Source organism: Pseudomonas sp. ANT_H12B (genome assembly GCF_008369325.1).
Classification (GTDB): domain Bacteria; phylum Pseudomonadota; class Gammaproteobacteria; order Pseudomonadales; family Pseudomonadaceae; genus Aquipseudomonas.
This window is the reverse complement of the sequence record NZ_VOBI01000014.1, coordinates 88,129-104,326: the sequence shown is the minus strand read 5'-3', so window position 1 is coordinate 104,326 and position 16,198 is coordinate 88,129. Positions and strand designations below refer to the sequence as shown.

Sequence of the window (16,198 nt, the reverse complement as noted above, 5' to 3'; positions counted from 1 at the left end):
TCTACAACAAAAAGACCGACACACACATGTTCACGGCATACCTGTTGGATATCGGAAGCTTCCCGCAAAACTTGATAGCGAGTGCCTGAGAGAGTCTTTTCCGGTAGCATTCCCCTCAGTTTGACCCGCCTGGAATCCCCTCATGTCCGACCGCCTGACCCTGCTGCGTCCCGACGACTGGCATATTCATCTTCGCGATGGTGCTGTGTTGCCCAATACCGTTGCGGATGTCGCGCGCACCTTTGGTCGCGCCATCATCATGCCTAACCTGGTACCTCCGGTGCGTAACGCGACTGAAGCCGACGGCTATCGCCAGCGGATTCTCGCTGCACGCCCGGCTGGCAGCCAATTCGAACCACTGATGGTCCTGTACCTGACCGATCGCACCCAGCCTGAAGAAATTCGCGAGGCCAAGGCCAGCGGCTTCGTTCACGCCGCCAAGCTGTACCCGGCCGGCGCGACCACCAACTCGGACTCTGGCGTCACCAGCGTCGACAAGATCTTCCCTGCACTTGAGGCCATGGCCGAAATCGGGATGCCCTTGCTGGTTCACGGTGAAGTTACCCGTGGAGACGTCGACGTGTTCGATCGCGAAAAATTCTTCATCGATGAGCACTTGCGTCGTGTGGTCGAGCGTTTCCCGACCCTCAAAGTGGTGTTTGAACACATCACCACGGCTGACGCCGTGCAGTTCGTCAATGAGGCTTCGGCCAACGTTGGCGCGACCATTACGGCCCATCACCTGCTGTACAACCGCAACCACATGCTGGTGGGCGGGATTCGGCCGCACTTCTATTGCCTGCCGATTCTCAAGCGCAATACCCATCAGGAAGCCCTGCTCGACGCCGCCACCAGCGGCAGCGAAAAGTTCTTCCTCGGCACCGACTCGGCCCCCCACGCCCAGCACGCCAAAGAAGCCGCTTGCGGTTGCGCAGGTTGCTACACCGCTTATGCGGCGATCGAGATGTATGCCGAAGCGTTCGAACAGCGCAACGCGCTGGACAAGCTCGAAGCCTTCGCCAGTCTTAACGGGCCGCGCTTCTATGGCCTGCCGGCGAACACCGATAGCATCACCCTGGTCCGCGATGAGTGGACCGCCCCAACCAGCCTGCCATTTGGCGAGCTGACCGTAATCCCGCTGCGCGCCGGTGAAAAACTGCGCTGGCGCCTGCTGGAGGAACACGCGTGAGTGAAGACCATTTCGACGACGAACAGGACGGTCAAGGCGGCGGAGGTGGTTCGCGCCACCCGATGGCAGCTCGCTTCCGTGGATACCTGCCCGTTGTTGTCGACGTTGAAACCGGTGGCTTCAACTCTGCCACTGACGCCTTGCTGGAAATTGCCGCGACTACCATCAGCATGGATGAGAAGGGGTTTGTGTACCCCGATCACACCTACTTTTTTCGCGTAGAACCCTTTGTAGGCGCAAACATCGAAGCGGCAGCCCTGGAGTTCACCGGGATCAAACTTGATCACCCACTGCGAATGGCCGTCAGCGAAGAAACCGCGCTGACCGATATCTTCCGTGGCATCCGCAAGGCGTTGAAAGCGAACGGCTGCAAGCGGGCAATCCTGGTCGGGCACAACAGCAGCTTCGATTTGGGCTTCCTCAACGCCGCTGTCGCGCGTCTGGACATGAAGCGTAACCCGTTTCATCCGTTCTCCAGTTTCGACACCGCAACACTCGCTGGGCTGGCTTACGGTCAAACCGTACTCGCCAAGGCCTGTCAGGCAGCCGATATCGACTTCGATGGTCGCGAGGCCCACTCGGCTCGCTACGACACCGAGAAGACGGCTGAACTGTTCTGCGGCATCGTCAATCGCTGGAAACAAATGGGTGGCTGGGAAGACTTCAACGACTGAGCCTTGTCGCTGGTTTATCCCGCCCATAAAAAAACCGGCCTTGGCAGCCGGTTTTTTTATGCCTGACGCTTGGGCTTACAGGGCCGCAGCGTGCTCGGTCAGGTAAGCCGCGACGCCTTCGGTCGAAGCGGTCATGCCTTTGTCGCCTTTTTTCCAGTTGGCAGGGCAAACTTCGCCGTGCTCTTCGTGGAATTGCAGAGCGTCGACCAGACGGACCAGCTCTTCAATGTTACGGCCCAGCGGCAGGTCGTTGATGATCTGCGAACGGACAACGCCTTTGTCGTCGATCAGGAACGCGCCACGGAAAGCCACGCCGCCTTCGGACTCAACGTCGTAGGCCTTGGCGATTTCGTGCTTCATGTCGGCAGCCATGGTGTAGCGGACTTCGCCGATACCACCATTGTTGACCGGGGTGTTACGCCAGGCGTTGTGGGTGAAGTGCGAGTCGATCGAAACGGCGATCACTTCAACGTTACGTGCCTTGAAGTCAGACATGCGGTTGTCCAGAGCGATCAGCTCGGACGGGCAAACGAAGGTGAAGTCCAGTGGGTAGAAGAACACCAGGCCATATTTACCTTTGATGGCCGACGACAGGGTGAAGCTGTCTACGATTTCGCCATTGCCGAGTACGGCCGGTACGGTGAAGTCCGGGGCTTGTTTGCCTACGAGTACGCTCATTGAATATCTCCTGGTCTATTAACGTGAAGAACTGGGTTCGCGTCAGCCTGCCACCCTCAGGCGACAGCCCTGTGACACGACCCCCTTCGCAAGGACCGACCATCATACACGGCGTTTTTGAGCTGTCCTCAACGGATTTTCAACCCGCGGTGAAATTGCCGTTTCGCGGAGACTGGCGGATGGCCCTTGGAAACCGTTCGTCAGTCACGCACGCATATAACGCAAAGCTTTCAGAAACCACTTTGACAATCATTCTCGTTAACATTAAGATCCATCGCAATTGAGTCACAACCAGCGACGGTTTTTACTTATGTATGTCTGCCTCTGCACTGGCGTCACCGACGGTCAAATCCGCGATGCAATCTATGAAGGTTGCTGCAGCTATAAAGAAGTCCGTCAGGCCACCGGCGTAGCCAGCCAATGCGGCAAATGTGCCTGCCTTGCCAAGGAAGTGGTCCGCGAAACCCTGACCAAACTGCAATCGGCCCAGGCTTCTATTCCTTATCCTGTAGAATTTACTGCCGCCTAAATACCCTATTTCAAAGAACCGGACTCTATGTCCGGTTTTTTTATGTCTGCAAATCAATCGCTTAGGGTCTAGACGCGGAACAAAAACATTCTTATTCCGATTAATTTTCACTTAAGTTTCAATAACTTAGGTTTGACACTCTTAATTACGCGGCTCAAACTCTGTCTTATAGACAGCTAATACAGGGCAGGACCCCATCATGAAAGGCGACATTACAGTCATCCAGCATCTCAACAAGATCCTTGCCAATGAGCTGGTCGCGATCAATCAATACTTTCTGCATGCGCGCATGTATGAAGATTGGGGTCTGAACAAGCTCGGCAAGCACGAATACCACGAATCCATCGACGAGATGAAACACGCGGACAAGCTGATCAAGCGCATCCTGTTCCTTGAAGGGCTGCCGAACGTCCAGGATCTGGGCAAGCTGCAGATCGGCGAGCACACCCAGGAAATGCTTGAGTGCGATCTGCGTATCGAACGCACCGGTCACGCGGATCTCAAAGTAGCCATCGCGCATTGCGAAACCGTTGGCGACTTCGGTAGCCGTGAACTGCTTGAAGATATTCTTGAGTCCGAAGAAGAACATATCGACTGGCTGGAAACCCAACTGGGCCTGATCGATAAAGTCGGTCTTGAGAACTATCTGCAATCGCAGATGGGCGAAGAGTAAGTTAGCGCCCGCTAAACTCGAGACAATAAAAAGCCCCGCGCTCTTTTAAAGAGGCGGGGCTTTTTTATCGCCCTGGTTTCAGGCTTCGGTCTTGGCAGCAGCAGCTTCGACAGCAGCTTTGATGGTGGTTTGCAGCGAACCGTCTGCAGCCATCTCAGTCATGATGTCGCTACCGCCTACCAGCTCGCCACCGACCCACAGTTGCGGGAAGGTTGGCCAGTTGGCGTACTTTGGCAGGTTGGCGCGGATTTCCGGGTTCTGCAGGATGTCCACGTACGCGAACTTTTCACCGCACGCCATCACAGCCTGCGCGGCTTTCGCTGAGAAGCCACACTGCGGGGCATTCGGCGAACCTTTCATGTAAAGCAGAATGGTGTTGTTAGCAATCTGCTCTTTAATCGTTTCAATGATATCCATGGAGCACCTCGGCTGAACTTTCCGACTCAGTGGTCGGCACGGTGGCGCATTGTAACGGAAACCCGAGCGCCATGCGCGGTCTCCCCGACAGACTTGATCAAGCCGCCGCCACGCTCACTGGCACACCATTGAGCGCCGCATTGCCCGACAACTCATCGAGCTGACACTCGTCGGTCAAGTCATTGGCGCTGGAACCCGGTTGGCCACTGGCGATTGTCATCTGCACACCCGGCCGTGCGTGGCCCCAACCGTGAGGCAGGCTGACCACGCCTTTCATCATATCCAGACTGGCAAGCACTTCAACTTCGATCACGCCGACCCGCGAACTGACGCGCACTTGCTGCCCATCGTTGAGTCCACGGCTGGCCAGGTCGTCCGGGTGCATCAACAACTGATGACGCGGCTTACCCTTCACCAGACGGTAATAGTTGTGCATCCACGAGTTGTTGCTGCGCACATGACGGCGGCCGATCATCAGCAACTCATCGACAGGGGGCGCTTGCAACGCCGCGAAGCGCGTGAGGTCGGCGAGGATCGCGGCGGGCGCTGCCTGGACTCGCTGACTGGCGGTTTTCAGACGGGGGGCAAGGTTGGATTTCAGCGCCCCCAGATCGACGCCATGAGGATGATCGAACAAAGTCGCCAGCGACAGCTTGTGCTCCGAAGCGTCGCCGTACAGGCCCATCCGCAATCCTTGATCGATCATCTGTGCCGGGGCGACGGTCGGCTTCAATTCCTTGCCGGTCTTCGCCGCAAAAGCCTTGGCCAAGCCCACGAAAATCTCCCAGTCGTGCAATGCACCTTCGGGCTTGGCCAGAATCGCGCGGTTGAACCGGCTGACGTTACGCACTGCAAACATATTGAACGTGGTGTCGTAGTGATCGTTTTCCAGGGCCGACGTGGACGGCAGGATCAGGTCGGCATAACGCGTAGTTTCATTGATGTACAGGTCGATGCTAAGCATGAACTCCAAACCGTCCAGCGCCTGTTCCAGTTGACGGCCATTGGGCGTCGACAGCACCGGATTACCCGCCACGGTGATGAGCGCGCGGACCTGCCCTTCTCCTTCGGTGAGCATCTCTTCGGCCAGCACCGACACCGGAAGTTCTCCACCATACTCCGGACGCCCGGACACCCGGCTCTGCCACAGATCGAAATGTCCGCCGGAAGTGGACGCCACCAGGTCCACCGCAGGTTCGGTGCACAACGCACCGCCCACACGGTCGAGGTTACCGGTGACCAGATTGATCAACTGCACAACCCAATGACACAAGGTGCCGAATGCCTGGGTCGAGACCCCCATGCGGCCGTAGCAGACCGCTGTCGGCGCCGCTGCGAAGTCCCGAGCCAGCTGGCGGATTTGCTCGGCCGGCACCGCACACAACGGGCTCATGGCCTCGGCAGTGAAATTCGTGATCGCCTCTCGCACCTCTTCCAGACCATCCACCGGCAAATGACTGTCGCGGGTCAGGCCTTCGGCGAACAAGGTATTAAGTAACCCGAACAACAACGCCGCATCGCCACCGGGGCGCACGAACAGATGCTGATCGGCTATCGCCGCCGTTTCGCTGCGACGCGGATCGACCACCACCACTTTGCCACCCCGGGCCTGAATCGCTTTCAGACGCTTTTCCACATCCGGCACGGTCATGATGCTGCCATTGGACGCCAGCGGATTACCACCGAGGATCAGCATGAAATCGGTGTGATCGATGTCCGGAATCGGCAACAGCAAGCCGTGGCCGTACATCAAATGGCTGGTCAGGTGATGGGGCAACTGGTCGACCGAGGTCGCGGAAAACCGGTTGCGGGTTTTCAGCAGGCCGAGAAAGTAATTGCTGTGGGTCATCAGCCCATAGTTATGCACGCTGGGATTGCCTTGATAGACCGCCACCGCGTTTTGCCCATGACGTTCCTGAATCGCCGCCAGCCGTACGGCTACTAGGCTGAAGGCGTCTTCCCACTCGATGGGCTGCCATTCGCTGCCGACCCGCAGCATCGGCTGACGCAAACGGTCCGGATCGTTCTGAATGTCTTGCAGCGCAACCGCTTTGGGGCAGATGTGCCCGCGGCTGAACGTATCCTGAGGGTCACCCTTGATCGAGGTGATCTGCACGTCGCCTTCGACTTCGGTGGTTTCGATCGTCAGGCCGCAGATGGCTTCACACAGGTGGCACGCACGGTGATGGAGAGTCTTGGTCATGGCCAGTCTCTGTCTTGTTCTGGGCGGGCAATATCAGCCGCGGGAACAAAACTATGGCGCCTGCCCCGCGACTGCGCCAGCGACGTTCGTCTTGTGAATCGCCCCCCATCAGGCCAGCCAATGGCCGTATGGGATCAGCTCGGCGGCAGCTTCGACGGCGCCAGCAACTGAATCTCCTGGATAGTTTCGATCTGCTCGTGGGCGACGTGCACGCCGGTGAGTTCGCCGATCAGTCGCCAGTGCTCGTCGAGTCCGCTGCTGATGGTGGCCATGCGGTCGATCATCCGCCGGCCGGCGGCTCTGGTGACTTCGTCGTGACTGCGCATCAGCTCGAAGGACATCGAGGTCATTGAAGCGGTGAGATGGGTGAGAGAGCGGGCCGTGAGGCCGAGTAGCTCCATGAGTTGCTGTTCTTTCGATTCCATTTCGAAGGCTTCCTGCGTCGCTCGTGAAGTAGTTATACCCCAGCACTTTGCTTTAGCAAATGTTTCAAATCAGATACCTTGCCCGGGCAAAGCTTCGAGTGACAGGTCAGAAACCGACTGTCACCATGCCGCCCCCGCCCCGTTTGATTGCAAAGCCCCGCGGCCCCGGTGTACAAATGGTTGGCTGCTGTCAGGAAACAGGCTTCAAAAGCGCTACTGCGGTCACCCCGTAGCCCCTCTGAAATCCCCTAAAAACCGTAGCCCTATTGGTAAGACGCGACATTTAATTATAAGATCGCGCCTTCCCCTATTCGTCGCCCCGTGCGGCTTACGCCGCAGGTCTCGCCCGTTTTTCAGTTAAACAAGGCTTTGAGTATCTGCGGTCTGTTGCAAAAAGGTAGTCAATGATGAGCGCAAGGCACTTTCTCTCCCTGATGGATTGCACGCCCGAAGAGCTGGTCAGCGTGATCCGTCGAGGCGTTGAGCTCAAGGACCTGCGTAACCGCGGCGTACTGTTCGAGCCTCTGAAAAACCGCGTGCTCGGGATGATTTTCGAGAAATCCTCGACCCGCACCCGTATTTCGTTCGAAGCCGGCATGATCCAGCTCGGCGGCCAGGCCATCTTCCTGTCGCCGCGCGATACCCAACTGGGCCGTGGCGAGCCGATCGGCGACTGCGCGATCGTCATGTCGAGCATGCTCGACGCGGTGATGATTCGTACTTTTGCCCACAGCACCCTGAGCGAATTCGCCGCCAATTCCCGCGTGCCCGTGATCAACGGCCTGTCCGATGACCTGCACCCGTGCCAGCTGCTGGCCGACATGCAGACGTTCCTCGAACACCGCGGCTCGATCCAGGGCAAAACCGTGGCCTGGATCGGCGACGGCAACAACATGTGCAACAGCTATATAGAAGCGGCGATCCAGTTCGACTTCCAGTTGCGCATCGCTTGCCCGGAAGGTTTCGAGCCCAACCCTGAGTTCGTGGCCAAGGCCGGCGATCGGGTGACTATCGTCCGCGATCCGGAGGACGCCGTGCGCGGCGCCCACCTGGTCAGCACCGACGTCTGGACCTCCATGGGCCAGGAAGAGGAAACCGCCAAGCGCCTGAAGCTGTTCGCGCCATTCCAGGTTAATCGTGCCCTGCTCGACCTGGCTGCCCCGGACGTGCTGTTCATGCATTGCCTGCCGGCCCACCGCGGCGAGGAAATCAGCGTCGACTTGCTCGATGACACCCGCTCGGTCGCCTGGGATCAAGCCGAAAACCGTCTCCACGCACAAAAGGCCCTGCTCGAGTTTCTCGTCGAGCCGGCGTATCACCACGCATGAGCCAGCCATTACTGCTTAACCTGCGCAACCTCGCCTGCGGCTACCAAGACCAGCGGGTCGTGCAGAACCTCAACCTGCACTTGAATGCCGGCGATATCGGTTGCTTGCTGGGCTCTTCGGGCTGCGGCAAGACCACCACCCTGCGGGCCATTGCCGGTTTCGAACCGGTGCACGAAGGGGAAATCCAGCTGGCAGGCGAGACGATCTCCCGCGCCGGCTTCACCCTCGCGCCGGAGAAACGCCGGATCGGCATGGTGTTCCAGGACTACGCGCTGTTTCCGCACTTGAGCGTGGCCGAGAACATCGCTTTCGGGATCCGCAAGCATCCGCAGAAGGATCGCGTCACCGAAGAGTTGCTGGAACTGGTCAACCTGAAAAACCTCGGCAAGCGCTTCCCCCATGAGCTGTCCGGTGGCCAGCAACAGCGTGTCGCCCTGGCCCGCGCCCTGGCGCCGGAACCGCAATTGCTGCTGCTCGACGAACCCTTCTCCAACCTCGACGGCGAGCTGCGTCGCAAGCTCAGCCATGAAGTGCGCGACATCCTCAAGGCCCGTGGCACCAGCGCGATTCTGGTGACCCACGACCAGGAAGAGGCCTTCGCGGTGAGCGATCATGTCGGGGTTTTTAAGGAAGGTCGGCTGGAACAGTGGGACACCCCCTACAATCTGTATCACGAACCGCTTACACCGTTTGTGGCCAGTTTCATTGGTCAGGGCTACTTCATTCGCGGTCAGCTGAGTAGCCCGGAGTCAGTGCAAACCGAGCTGGGTGAATTGCGCGGTAACCGTGCCTACACCTGGCCGGTTGGCGGCGCGGTGGATGTGTTGCTGCGTCCGGACGATATCGTTTATGCACCGGATAACGGTTTGAAAGCACGCATCGTCGGCAAGTCTTTCCAGGGCGCGTCCACCCTGTATCGCCTGCAGTTACCGACGGGCGCACAGCTTGAGTCGATATTTCCGAGTCATGCTGATCATCAGGTGGGTTCCGAGGTCGGCATTCGTGTCGCGGCGGAACACCTGGTGCTGTTCCAGGCATCGGGCAGCATCGCGGCGCAGATTCCGGCTGTAGATTCCGGTGTTCGGCGCTACAGCACTGCCAGTTGACCTACACAATCCCTGTGGGAGCGAGCTTGCTCGCTCCCACAGTGGTTTTGATCAACCCAGCATTAGCGTTCCGCTCGCAACGAGCGTCGCATTCCCGCCGATCTTCACCCGATCCCCTTCCAGCCGGCAGAACAACTCCCCGCCCCGCGTCGAACATTGATAAGCCGTCAGACTCGACTTGCCCAAACGTTTCGACCAATACGGAATCAAGCTGCAATGGGTAGCGCCGGTCACCGGGTCTTCGTTGATGCCGATTGCCGGGGCGAAGTAACGGGAAACGAAATCGTGCTTGTTGCCCCGCGCAGTCACGATAGCGCCCAGCCACGGCAGTTTCGCTAGCGCGACCATATCGGGCCGGCAATCGAGCACCGCTTGCTCAGACTCCAGCACTACCAACAATTCATTCGAACCGAGCACATCGACGGCTTCCACACCCAGCGCGCGCTCGACATCCAGGGTCACGCCCACTTCCGACGGCATGATCGCCGGAAAATCCAGCCACAAGCGCTCACCCTCACGACTCACACTGAGCGGGCCGGACTTGCAGATGAAGTCCAGCCGTTCGACCGGCTCTTTATGGATTTCGAACAATACGTAAGCGCTGGCCAGGGTCGCATGACCGCACAACGGCACTTCAGTCGTCGGGGTGAACCAGCGGATATGCCAACCCTGCCCTTCGCGCATCACGAAGGCCGTTTCGGCGAGGTTGTGCTCGGCCGCGATCTTCTGCATCAGCTCATCGGCGAGCCAGGCATCAAGGCGATAGACCATCGCCGGATTGCCACTGAATGGCCGATCACTAAACGCATCGACCTGATGAAACTCAAGCTGCATAACCTTCTCCCTTTGTCAGGCCACCGAGCATGCAGTTGCCAACAATGCGGCACCAGTGACAGAGCCAGTAAATTTGCACCATACAGCGCCAGGCCGATAGCCCGCGTCAGGCGCGGCCGATATCAGCGAACTTGGCCTCGGTATGTTCGGCCAACACGGCCGGCGCTAGTTCCACTTCCAGCCCACGCCGCCCCGCGCTGACAAAAATGCTGGCAAAGGGCTGAGCTGATTTATCGATAAAAGTGCGCAAGCGCTTTTTCTGTCCCAGCGGACTGATCCCGCCCAACAGGTAACCGGTGGATCGTTGCGCAGCGGCAGGATCGGCCATTTCGACTTTTTTCACGCCGGCAGCATGAGCCAGCCCCTTCAAATCAAGACTTCCGACGACCGGCACCACCGCTACCAGCAATTCACCTTTCTCACTGGCCGCCAGCAAGGTCTTGAACACCTGCGCCGGGTTCAATCCCAGTTTCTCCGCAGCCTCCAGCCCATAGGATGCTGCCTTGGGATCATGTTCGTAACTGTGCACGCGATGTTCGGCACGAACTTTTTTCAACAAATCCAATGCGGGGGTCATGGCAGCTCCAGGCTTTGGCGGCAGAACAAAAAGACTGCGCTGGATTCTAGGTCATTGATCAGCAAAAGGCTCTATTGCGGCACTGTTTCAAAGACGTGACGGCGCCTTGTACCGTTCATCCACGTTCAGGCCGACGCGTGAACGATACGATCATTCACGTGACTAATAGTTTAATTGTGACCGACCGTTCACTTTCGACCTTTGACATCAGCGTTTCTTGTCTATATTTTTTCGAATGTGAATACTGTACGAATGTCACACCGCAGCACCCAGCAGTAGGCCGAGAACAGGATGGGGATTCTGTCTCGGTGAAAATCGCGCTTTGACCATGATGCAAAGCGCCAGACAACAACAAAAATGAGGTTTTCAATGACAACTGCTTTACAACAACCGTCGCTCTCAAGCCAATGCATGGCCGAGTTCCTGGGTACTGCACTGCTTATCTTCTTCGGCACCGGTTGTGTTGCCGCGCTCAAGGTCGCGGGTGCCAGCTTTGGCTTGTGGGAAATCAGCATTATCTGGGGCGTCGGCGTGAGCATGGCGATCTACCTGACCGCCGGGGTTTCCGGAGCTCACCTCAACCCTGCCGTGAGCATCGCCCTGAGCATTTTCGCTGACTTCGAAAAGCGCAAATTGCCTTTTTATATTTTTGCCCAGATTGCTGGCGCCTTCTGTGGGGCGTTGCTGGTTTACACGCTGTACAGCAATCTTTTCTTCGATTACGAACAAACACACCATATGGTTCGTGGCACTCAGGCCAGCCTCGAATTGGCGTCGGTGTTCTCAACCTTCCCCAACCCGGCCTTGTCCACGGCCCAGGCCTTCCTGGTTGAAGTGATCATCACCGCCATCCTGATGGGCGTGATCATGTCCCTGACCGACGACAACAACGGACTGCCGAACGGGCCAATGGCGCCGCTGCTGATCGGCTTGCTGATTGCCGTGATTGGCAGCTCGATGGGCCCATTAACCGGTTTTGCGATGAACCCGGCCCGTGATTTCGGCCCCAAGTTAATGACTTTCTTCGCAGGCTGGGGTGAAATTTCCTTCACTGGCGGGCGCGATATCCCGTATTTCCTGATTCCGGTTTTTGCACCGATTGTCGGTGCCTGCCTCGGTGCTGCAGCGTATCGCGGGCTGATTGCCCGTCATCTGCCCAGCGCCATACCTGCTACAAAGGATGCAACACCGGCCATTGACGGCAAACCAAGAACTTCTTGATACCGTTGGCGCGTGCTACTGCCCATAAGATCGCGCGCCAGACCTCACTCCCTTTTTTCGTCCAAGGCAATCGACATGACCGACATTCAGAATAAGAACTACATCATTGCCCTCGATCAGGGTACGACCAGCTCCCGCGCGATCATTTTCGACCGCGACGCGAACGTGGTCTGCACCGCCCAACGCGAATTCGTACAGCATTACCCGCAACCTGGCTGGGTCGAACACGACCCGATGGAAATCTTCGCCACCCAAAGCGCCGTGATGGTCGAGGCCCTGGCTCAAGCCGGCCTGCATCACGACCAGGTCGCCGCCATCGGCATCACCAACCAGCGCGAAACCACCGTGGTCTGGGACAAGACAACCGGCCGCCCGATCTACAACGCGATCGTCTGGCAGTGCCGCCGCAGCACCGAGATCTGCCAGCAGCTCAAGCGCGATGGCCACGAGCAATACATCAGCGACACCACGGGCCTGGTCACTGACCCGTACTTCTCCGGCACCAAGCTCAAATGGATCCTCGACAACGTCGAAGGCAGCCGCGAACGTGCGCGCAACGGTGAGCTGCTGTTCGGTACCGTCGACAGCTGGCTGATCTGGAAATTTACCGGTGGCAAGGTGCACGTCACCGACTACACCAACGCCTCGCGCACCCTGCTCTTCAACATCCACACGCTGGAGTGGGACGCGAAGATGCTGGAGGTGCTGGATATTCCGCGCGAGATGCTGCCGCAAGTGAAATCCTCGTCCGAAATCTACGGCCACACTAAAAGCGGCATCGCCATCGGCGGTATCGCCGGTGACCAGCAAGCGGCCCTGTTCGGCCAGATGTGCGTCGAGCCCGGTCAGGCGAAAAACACTTACGGCACCGGCTGCTTCCTGCTGATGAACACCGGTGACAAAGCTGTGAAGTCCAAGCACGGCATGTTGACCACCATCGCTTGCGGTCCGCGTGGCGAAGTGGCCTACGCGCTGGAAGGCGCTGTGTTCAATGGCGGCTCCACCGTTCAGTGGCTGCGTGACGAGCTGAAAATCATCAACGACGCCCACGACACTGAATACTTCGCCAACAAGGTCAAGGACAGCAACGGCGTGTACCTGGTGCCCGCCTTTACCGGTCTGGGCGCTCCGTACTGGGACCCGTATGCCCGTGGCGCATTGTTCGGCCTGACTCGCGGTGTACGCGTGGATCACATCATTCGTGCAGCCCTGGAGTCGATTGCCTACCAGACCCGCGACGTACTCGACGCCATGCAACAGGACTCCGGCGAACGCCTCAAGTCGCTGCGCGTGGACGGCGGTGCCGTGGCGAACAACTTCCTGATGCAGTTCCAGGCCGACATTCTCGGCACTCAGGTCGAGCGTCCGAAGATGCGTGAAACCACAGCATTGGGTGCTGCCTATCTGGCGGGCCTGGCTTGCGGCTTCTGGAGCAGCCTGGACGAATTGCGCGGCAAGGCTGTGATCGAGCGTGAATTCGAACCGACCCTGGACGAACCCGCGAAAGAAAAACTCTACGCCGGCTGGAAAAAAGCCGTCAGCCGCACCCGCGATTGGGAACCACACGAGGGAGCTGAATAAGCCAAGGACCGGACTCGTATCCGGTTGTAACTGGTAGGGAGCGGATTCCTGCGGCATCATGGGCAAATTTTTGCACGGCAGCCCAAAGGAAGCCCCATGAATCTGCCTCCCCGTCAGCAGCAAATCCTCGAACTGGTCCGCGAACGTGGCTATGTCAGCATCGAGGAAATGGCTCAGCTGTTCGTCGTTACACCGCAAACCATCCGCCGCGATATCAATCAGCTCGCGGAAGCCAATTTACTGCGCCGCTATCATGGCGGCGCAGCCTATGACTCCAGCGTCGAAAACACTGCCTACGCCATGCGTGCCGATCAGATGCGCGATGAAAAACAGCGTATCGGCGAAGCCATTGCGGCTCAGATTCCCGACCACGCCTCGTTGTTCATCAATATTGGCACGACGACCGAATCCATCGCCCGAGCGCTGCTCAATCACAGTCACCTGAAGATCATCACCAACAACCTGCACGTAGCCTCAATGCTCAGCGCCAAGGACGATTTTGACGTCCTGCTGACGGGTGGCAATGTGCGGCGTGACGGCGGTGTGGTCGGCCAGGCGAGTGTCGACTTCATTAACCAGTTCAAGGTTGATTTCGCCTTGGTCGGCATCAGCGGCATTGATGAAGACGGCAGCCTGCTGGACTTCGATTACCAGGAAGTGCGGGTTTCACAGGCGATCATCGCCAATGCCCGGAAGGTGATTCTGGCGGCTGACTCCAGCAAATTCGGGCGCAACGCCATGATTCGCCTGGGACCGATCAGCCTGATTGATTGCCTGGTGACCGATCAGCAGCCGGTGCCGGCGTTGGCGCAGTTGTTGAGTCAGCACAAGATTCGGCTCGAGGTCGTTTAACCTCCCCTCACATCTTCGGCGCCTGTACCGGCGCCATCGCGGGCAAGCCACGCTCCCCCAGGTCATACGCAAACCCTTGTGGGAGCGGCGGTGCGACGATTCGACTTGCCCGCGATGACGATCGTCCACGCAACACACCTTTCGCGCCTTATAGCGCATCCAAATGTTCGGAAATTTTCCTTTAACGGCCCTTCGATCAGTATTTTCAATCGAAGTTAACTGGCTGTGGGCAGCTTTATAGGCTACCATTTTCGCAAATGAACATTAATGTTCGAATTCCAATACAGAAAATCAAAAAAGCCCGAGGCCAGCCGATGCCCACTTCTACCTTGCCTACGCCCCCTCTCGCCGAGGTCTACGATATCGCCGTCATCGGTGGTGGGATCAATGGCGTGGGGATCGCAGCGGATGCCGCCGGCCGCGGTCTTTCGGTGTTCCTTTGCGAAAAGGATGACCTGGCCAGCCACACCTCATCAGCCAGCAGCAAGCTGATCCACGGTGGCCTGCGCTACCTCGAACATTACGAATTCCGCCTGGTGCGCGAAGCCCTGGCCGAGCGCGAAGTGCTATTGGCCAAGGCGCCGCACATCGTCAAACAGATGCGCTTCGTGTTGCCGCACCGTCCGCATCTGCGTCCGGCATGGATGATCCGCGCCGGCCTGTTCCTTTATGACCACCTCGGCAAGCGGGAAAAACTGGAAGGCTCGAAAAGTCTGAAGTTCGGCCCGGACAGCCCGCTGAAAAGCGAAATCACCAAAGGCTTCGAATACTCCGATTGCTGGGTCGACGATGCTCGTCTGGTGGTACTGAACGCCATGGCCGCCCGCGAAAAAGGCGCCCATGTTCACACCCAGACTCGTTGCGTCAGCGCCCGTCGCACTAAAGGCCTGTGGCACCTGCACCTGGAACGCGCCGATGGCAGCCTGTTTTCGATTCGCGCCAAAGCGCTGGTGAATGCGGCCGGCCCGTGGGTCGCCAAGTTCATTCGTGACGACCTGAAAATGGAATCGCCCTACGGCATTCGCCTGATCCAGGGCAGCCACCTGATCGTGCCGAAACTGTACGAAGGTGAACATGCGCACATTCTGCAAAACGAAGATCAGCGCATCGTGTTCACTATTCCGTACCTGAATCACTTCACCCTGATCGGCACCACCGACCGCGAATACACCGGCGACCCGGCAGCAGTGGCGATTACCGAAGGTGAAACCGACTACTTGCTGAAAGTGGTCAACTCGCATTTCAAGAAACGCATCAGCCGCGACGATATCCTGCACAGTTACTCCGGTGTTCGTCCGCTGTGCAACGACGAATCCGACAACCCGTCGGCCGTCACCCGCGACTACACCCTGGCGCTGTCGGGCAGTGGAGAAGAAGCGCCGCTGCTGTCGGTGTTCGGCGGCAAGCTGACCACCTACCGCAAACTGGCCGAGTCGGCGCTGGCGCAACTGGCTCCGTACTTCAAGAACATCAAGCCAAGCTGGACCGCCAGCGCTACGTTGCCGGGCGGCGAAGACATGACCACCCCGCAGGCGCTGAGCTCGCTGATCCTCGACAAGTTCGACTGGGTCCCGACAGAGATCTCGCGCCGCTGGTCCACCACCTACGGCAGCCGCACCTGGCGCATGCTTGAAGGCGTGCAAAATATTAGCGATCTGGGCGAACACATCGGCGGCGGTCTCTACACCCGCGAAGTCGATTACCTGTGCAGCGAAGAGTGGGCGACCACGGCGCACGACATTCTGTGGCGCCGCAGCAAGCTCGGGCTGTTCACCACCCCGGCAGAACAGGAAAAGCTCAAGGATTACCTGAACAAGGTCGAGCAGAACCGCAGCAAGATCGAAGCGGCCTGATTTTAGATCCACTTCAACGAAAAGCCCCTGAATCTCGCGATTCAGGGGCTTTTTTCAT

The 16,198-nt window shown here is 58.3% G+C and carries 16 protein-coding genes; 10 read left to right on the top strand and 6 right to left on the bottom strand.

Annotation, left to right across the window (positions count from 1 at the left end; genetic code table 11):
- The first annotated feature begins 142 nt into the window (after positions 1–142).
- The gene (pyrC, locus tag FQ185_RS20895; RefSeq protein ID WP_149419070.1) at positions 143–1,189 is read left to right on the top strand and encodes a dihydroorotase; all 1,047 of its coding nucleotides are present in this window, start codon (positions 143–145) and stop codon (positions 1,187–1,189) included.
- Positions 1,186–1,863: a ribonuclease T gene (gene rnt, locus FQ185_RS20890; protein ID WP_149419069.1), complete on the top strand. Its 678-nt coding sequence runs from the start codon at positions 1,186–1,188 to the stop codon at positions 1,861–1,863. The genes pyrC and rnt overlap by 4 nt, the downstream gene beginning before the upstream one ends.
- 75 nt (positions 1,864–1,938) lie before the next feature.
- Here rnt and FQ185_RS20885 read toward each other — a convergent pair whose 3' ends face one another.
- On the bottom strand, positions 1,939–2,541 hold the full coding sequence (locus FQ185_RS20885; RefSeq protein ID WP_149419068.1) for a peroxiredoxin: 603 nt from the start codon (positions 2,539–2,541) through the stop codon (positions 1,939–1,941).
- 310 nt (positions 2,542–2,851) lie between these two features.
- Between FQ185_RS20885 and FQ185_RS20880 the strand changes: the two genes are divergently transcribed.
- Positions 2,852–3,070 (top strand): bacterioferritin-associated ferredoxin, encoded by a 219-nt coding sequence (locus FQ185_RS20880; protein WP_149419067.1) that lies wholly within the window; start codon positions 2,852–2,854, stop codon positions 3,068–3,070.
- 199 nt (positions 3,071–3,269) lie between these two features.
- A complete protein-coding gene (bfr, locus tag FQ185_RS20875; RefSeq protein WP_017340571.1) occupies positions 3,270–3,743 on the top strand; it encodes a bacterioferritin in 474 nt (157 codons plus the stop codon).
- A 78-nt stretch (positions 3,744–3,821) separates the two neighbouring features.
- Here bfr and grxD read toward each other — a convergent pair whose 3' ends face one another.
- From grxD to FQ185_RS20860, 3 genes are all read right to left on the bottom strand, one after another.
- Positions 3,822–4,160, bottom strand: a complete 339-nt coding sequence (grxD, locus tag FQ185_RS20870; protein ID WP_149419066.1) for a Grx4 family monothiol glutaredoxin — start codon at positions 4,158–4,160, stop codon at positions 3,822–3,824.
- A gap of 97 nt (positions 4,161–4,257) precedes the next feature.
- Positions 4,258–6,363 (bottom strand): molybdopterin oxidoreductase family protein, encoded by a 2,106-nt coding sequence (locus tag FQ185_RS20865; RefSeq protein ID WP_149419065.1) that lies wholly within the window; start codon positions 6,361–6,363, stop codon positions 4,258–4,260.
- A 134-nt stretch (positions 6,364–6,497) separates the two neighbouring features.
- A complete protein-coding gene (locus FQ185_RS20860; protein ID WP_149419064.1) occupies positions 6,498–6,788 on the bottom strand; it encodes a hypothetical protein in 291 nt (96 codons plus the stop codon).
- A gap of 407 nt (positions 6,789–7,195) precedes the next feature.
- On the opposite strand from FQ185_RS20860, the gene argF reads away from it, so the two are divergent.
- Together argF and FQ185_RS20850 are read left to right on the top strand one after the other, a co-directional pair.
- Positions 7,196–8,116, top strand: coding sequence for an ornithine carbamoyltransferase (gene argF, locus FQ185_RS20855; RefSeq protein WP_149419063.1), 921 nt, complete (start codon positions 7,196–7,198; stop codon positions 8,114–8,116).
- Entirely contained in the window at positions 8,113–9,222 is a 1,110-nt protein-coding gene (locus tag FQ185_RS20850; RefSeq protein WP_149419062.1) for an ABC transporter ATP-binding protein, read from the top strand. Before argF ends, FQ185_RS20850 begins: the two co-directional genes overlap by 4 nt.
- A 51-nt stretch (positions 9,223–9,273) precedes the next feature.
- Here FQ185_RS20850 and FQ185_RS20845 read toward each other — a convergent pair whose 3' ends face one another.
- The gene (locus FQ185_RS20845) at positions 9,274–10,056 is read right to left on the bottom strand and encodes a PhzF family phenazine biosynthesis protein (RefSeq protein WP_149419061.1); all 783 of its coding nucleotides are present in this window, start codon (positions 10,054–10,056) and stop codon (positions 9,274–9,276) included.
- A 106-nt stretch (positions 10,057–10,162) separates the two neighbouring features.
- Positions 10,163–10,633, bottom strand: coding sequence for a Cys-tRNA(Pro) deacylase (gene ybaK, locus FQ185_RS20840; protein ID WP_149419060.1), 471 nt, complete (start codon positions 10,631–10,633; stop codon positions 10,163–10,165).
- A gap of 369 nt (positions 10,634–11,002) precedes the next feature.
- Here ybaK and FQ185_RS20835 point away from each other — a divergent pair, with 369 nt between their 5' ends.
- The 4 genes from FQ185_RS20835 (at position 11,003) to glpD (ending at position 16,140) form a co-directional block, all read left to right on the top strand.
- Positions 11,003–11,854, top strand: a complete 852-nt coding sequence (locus tag FQ185_RS20835; RefSeq protein ID WP_149419059.1) for an MIP/aquaporin family protein — start codon at positions 11,003–11,005, stop codon at positions 11,852–11,854.
- A gap of 75 nt (positions 11,855–11,929) precedes the next feature.
- A complete protein-coding gene (gene glpK, locus FQ185_RS20830; protein WP_149419058.1) occupies positions 11,930–13,435 on the top strand; it encodes a glycerol kinase GlpK in 1,506 nt (501 codons plus the stop codon).
- A gap of 96 nt (positions 13,436–13,531) precedes the next feature.
- Positions 13,532–14,287, top strand: a complete 756-nt coding sequence (locus FQ185_RS20825; RefSeq protein WP_149419057.1) for a DeoR/GlpR family transcriptional regulator — start codon at positions 13,532–13,534, stop codon at positions 14,285–14,287.
- Between the two features lie 314 nt (positions 14,288–14,601).
- Positions 14,602–16,140: a glycerol-3-phosphate dehydrogenase gene (gene glpD, locus FQ185_RS20820; RefSeq protein WP_149419056.1), complete on the top strand. Its 1,539-nt coding sequence runs from the start codon at positions 14,602–14,604 to the stop codon at positions 16,138–16,140.
- Positions 16,141–16,198: the final 58 nt, after the last annotated feature.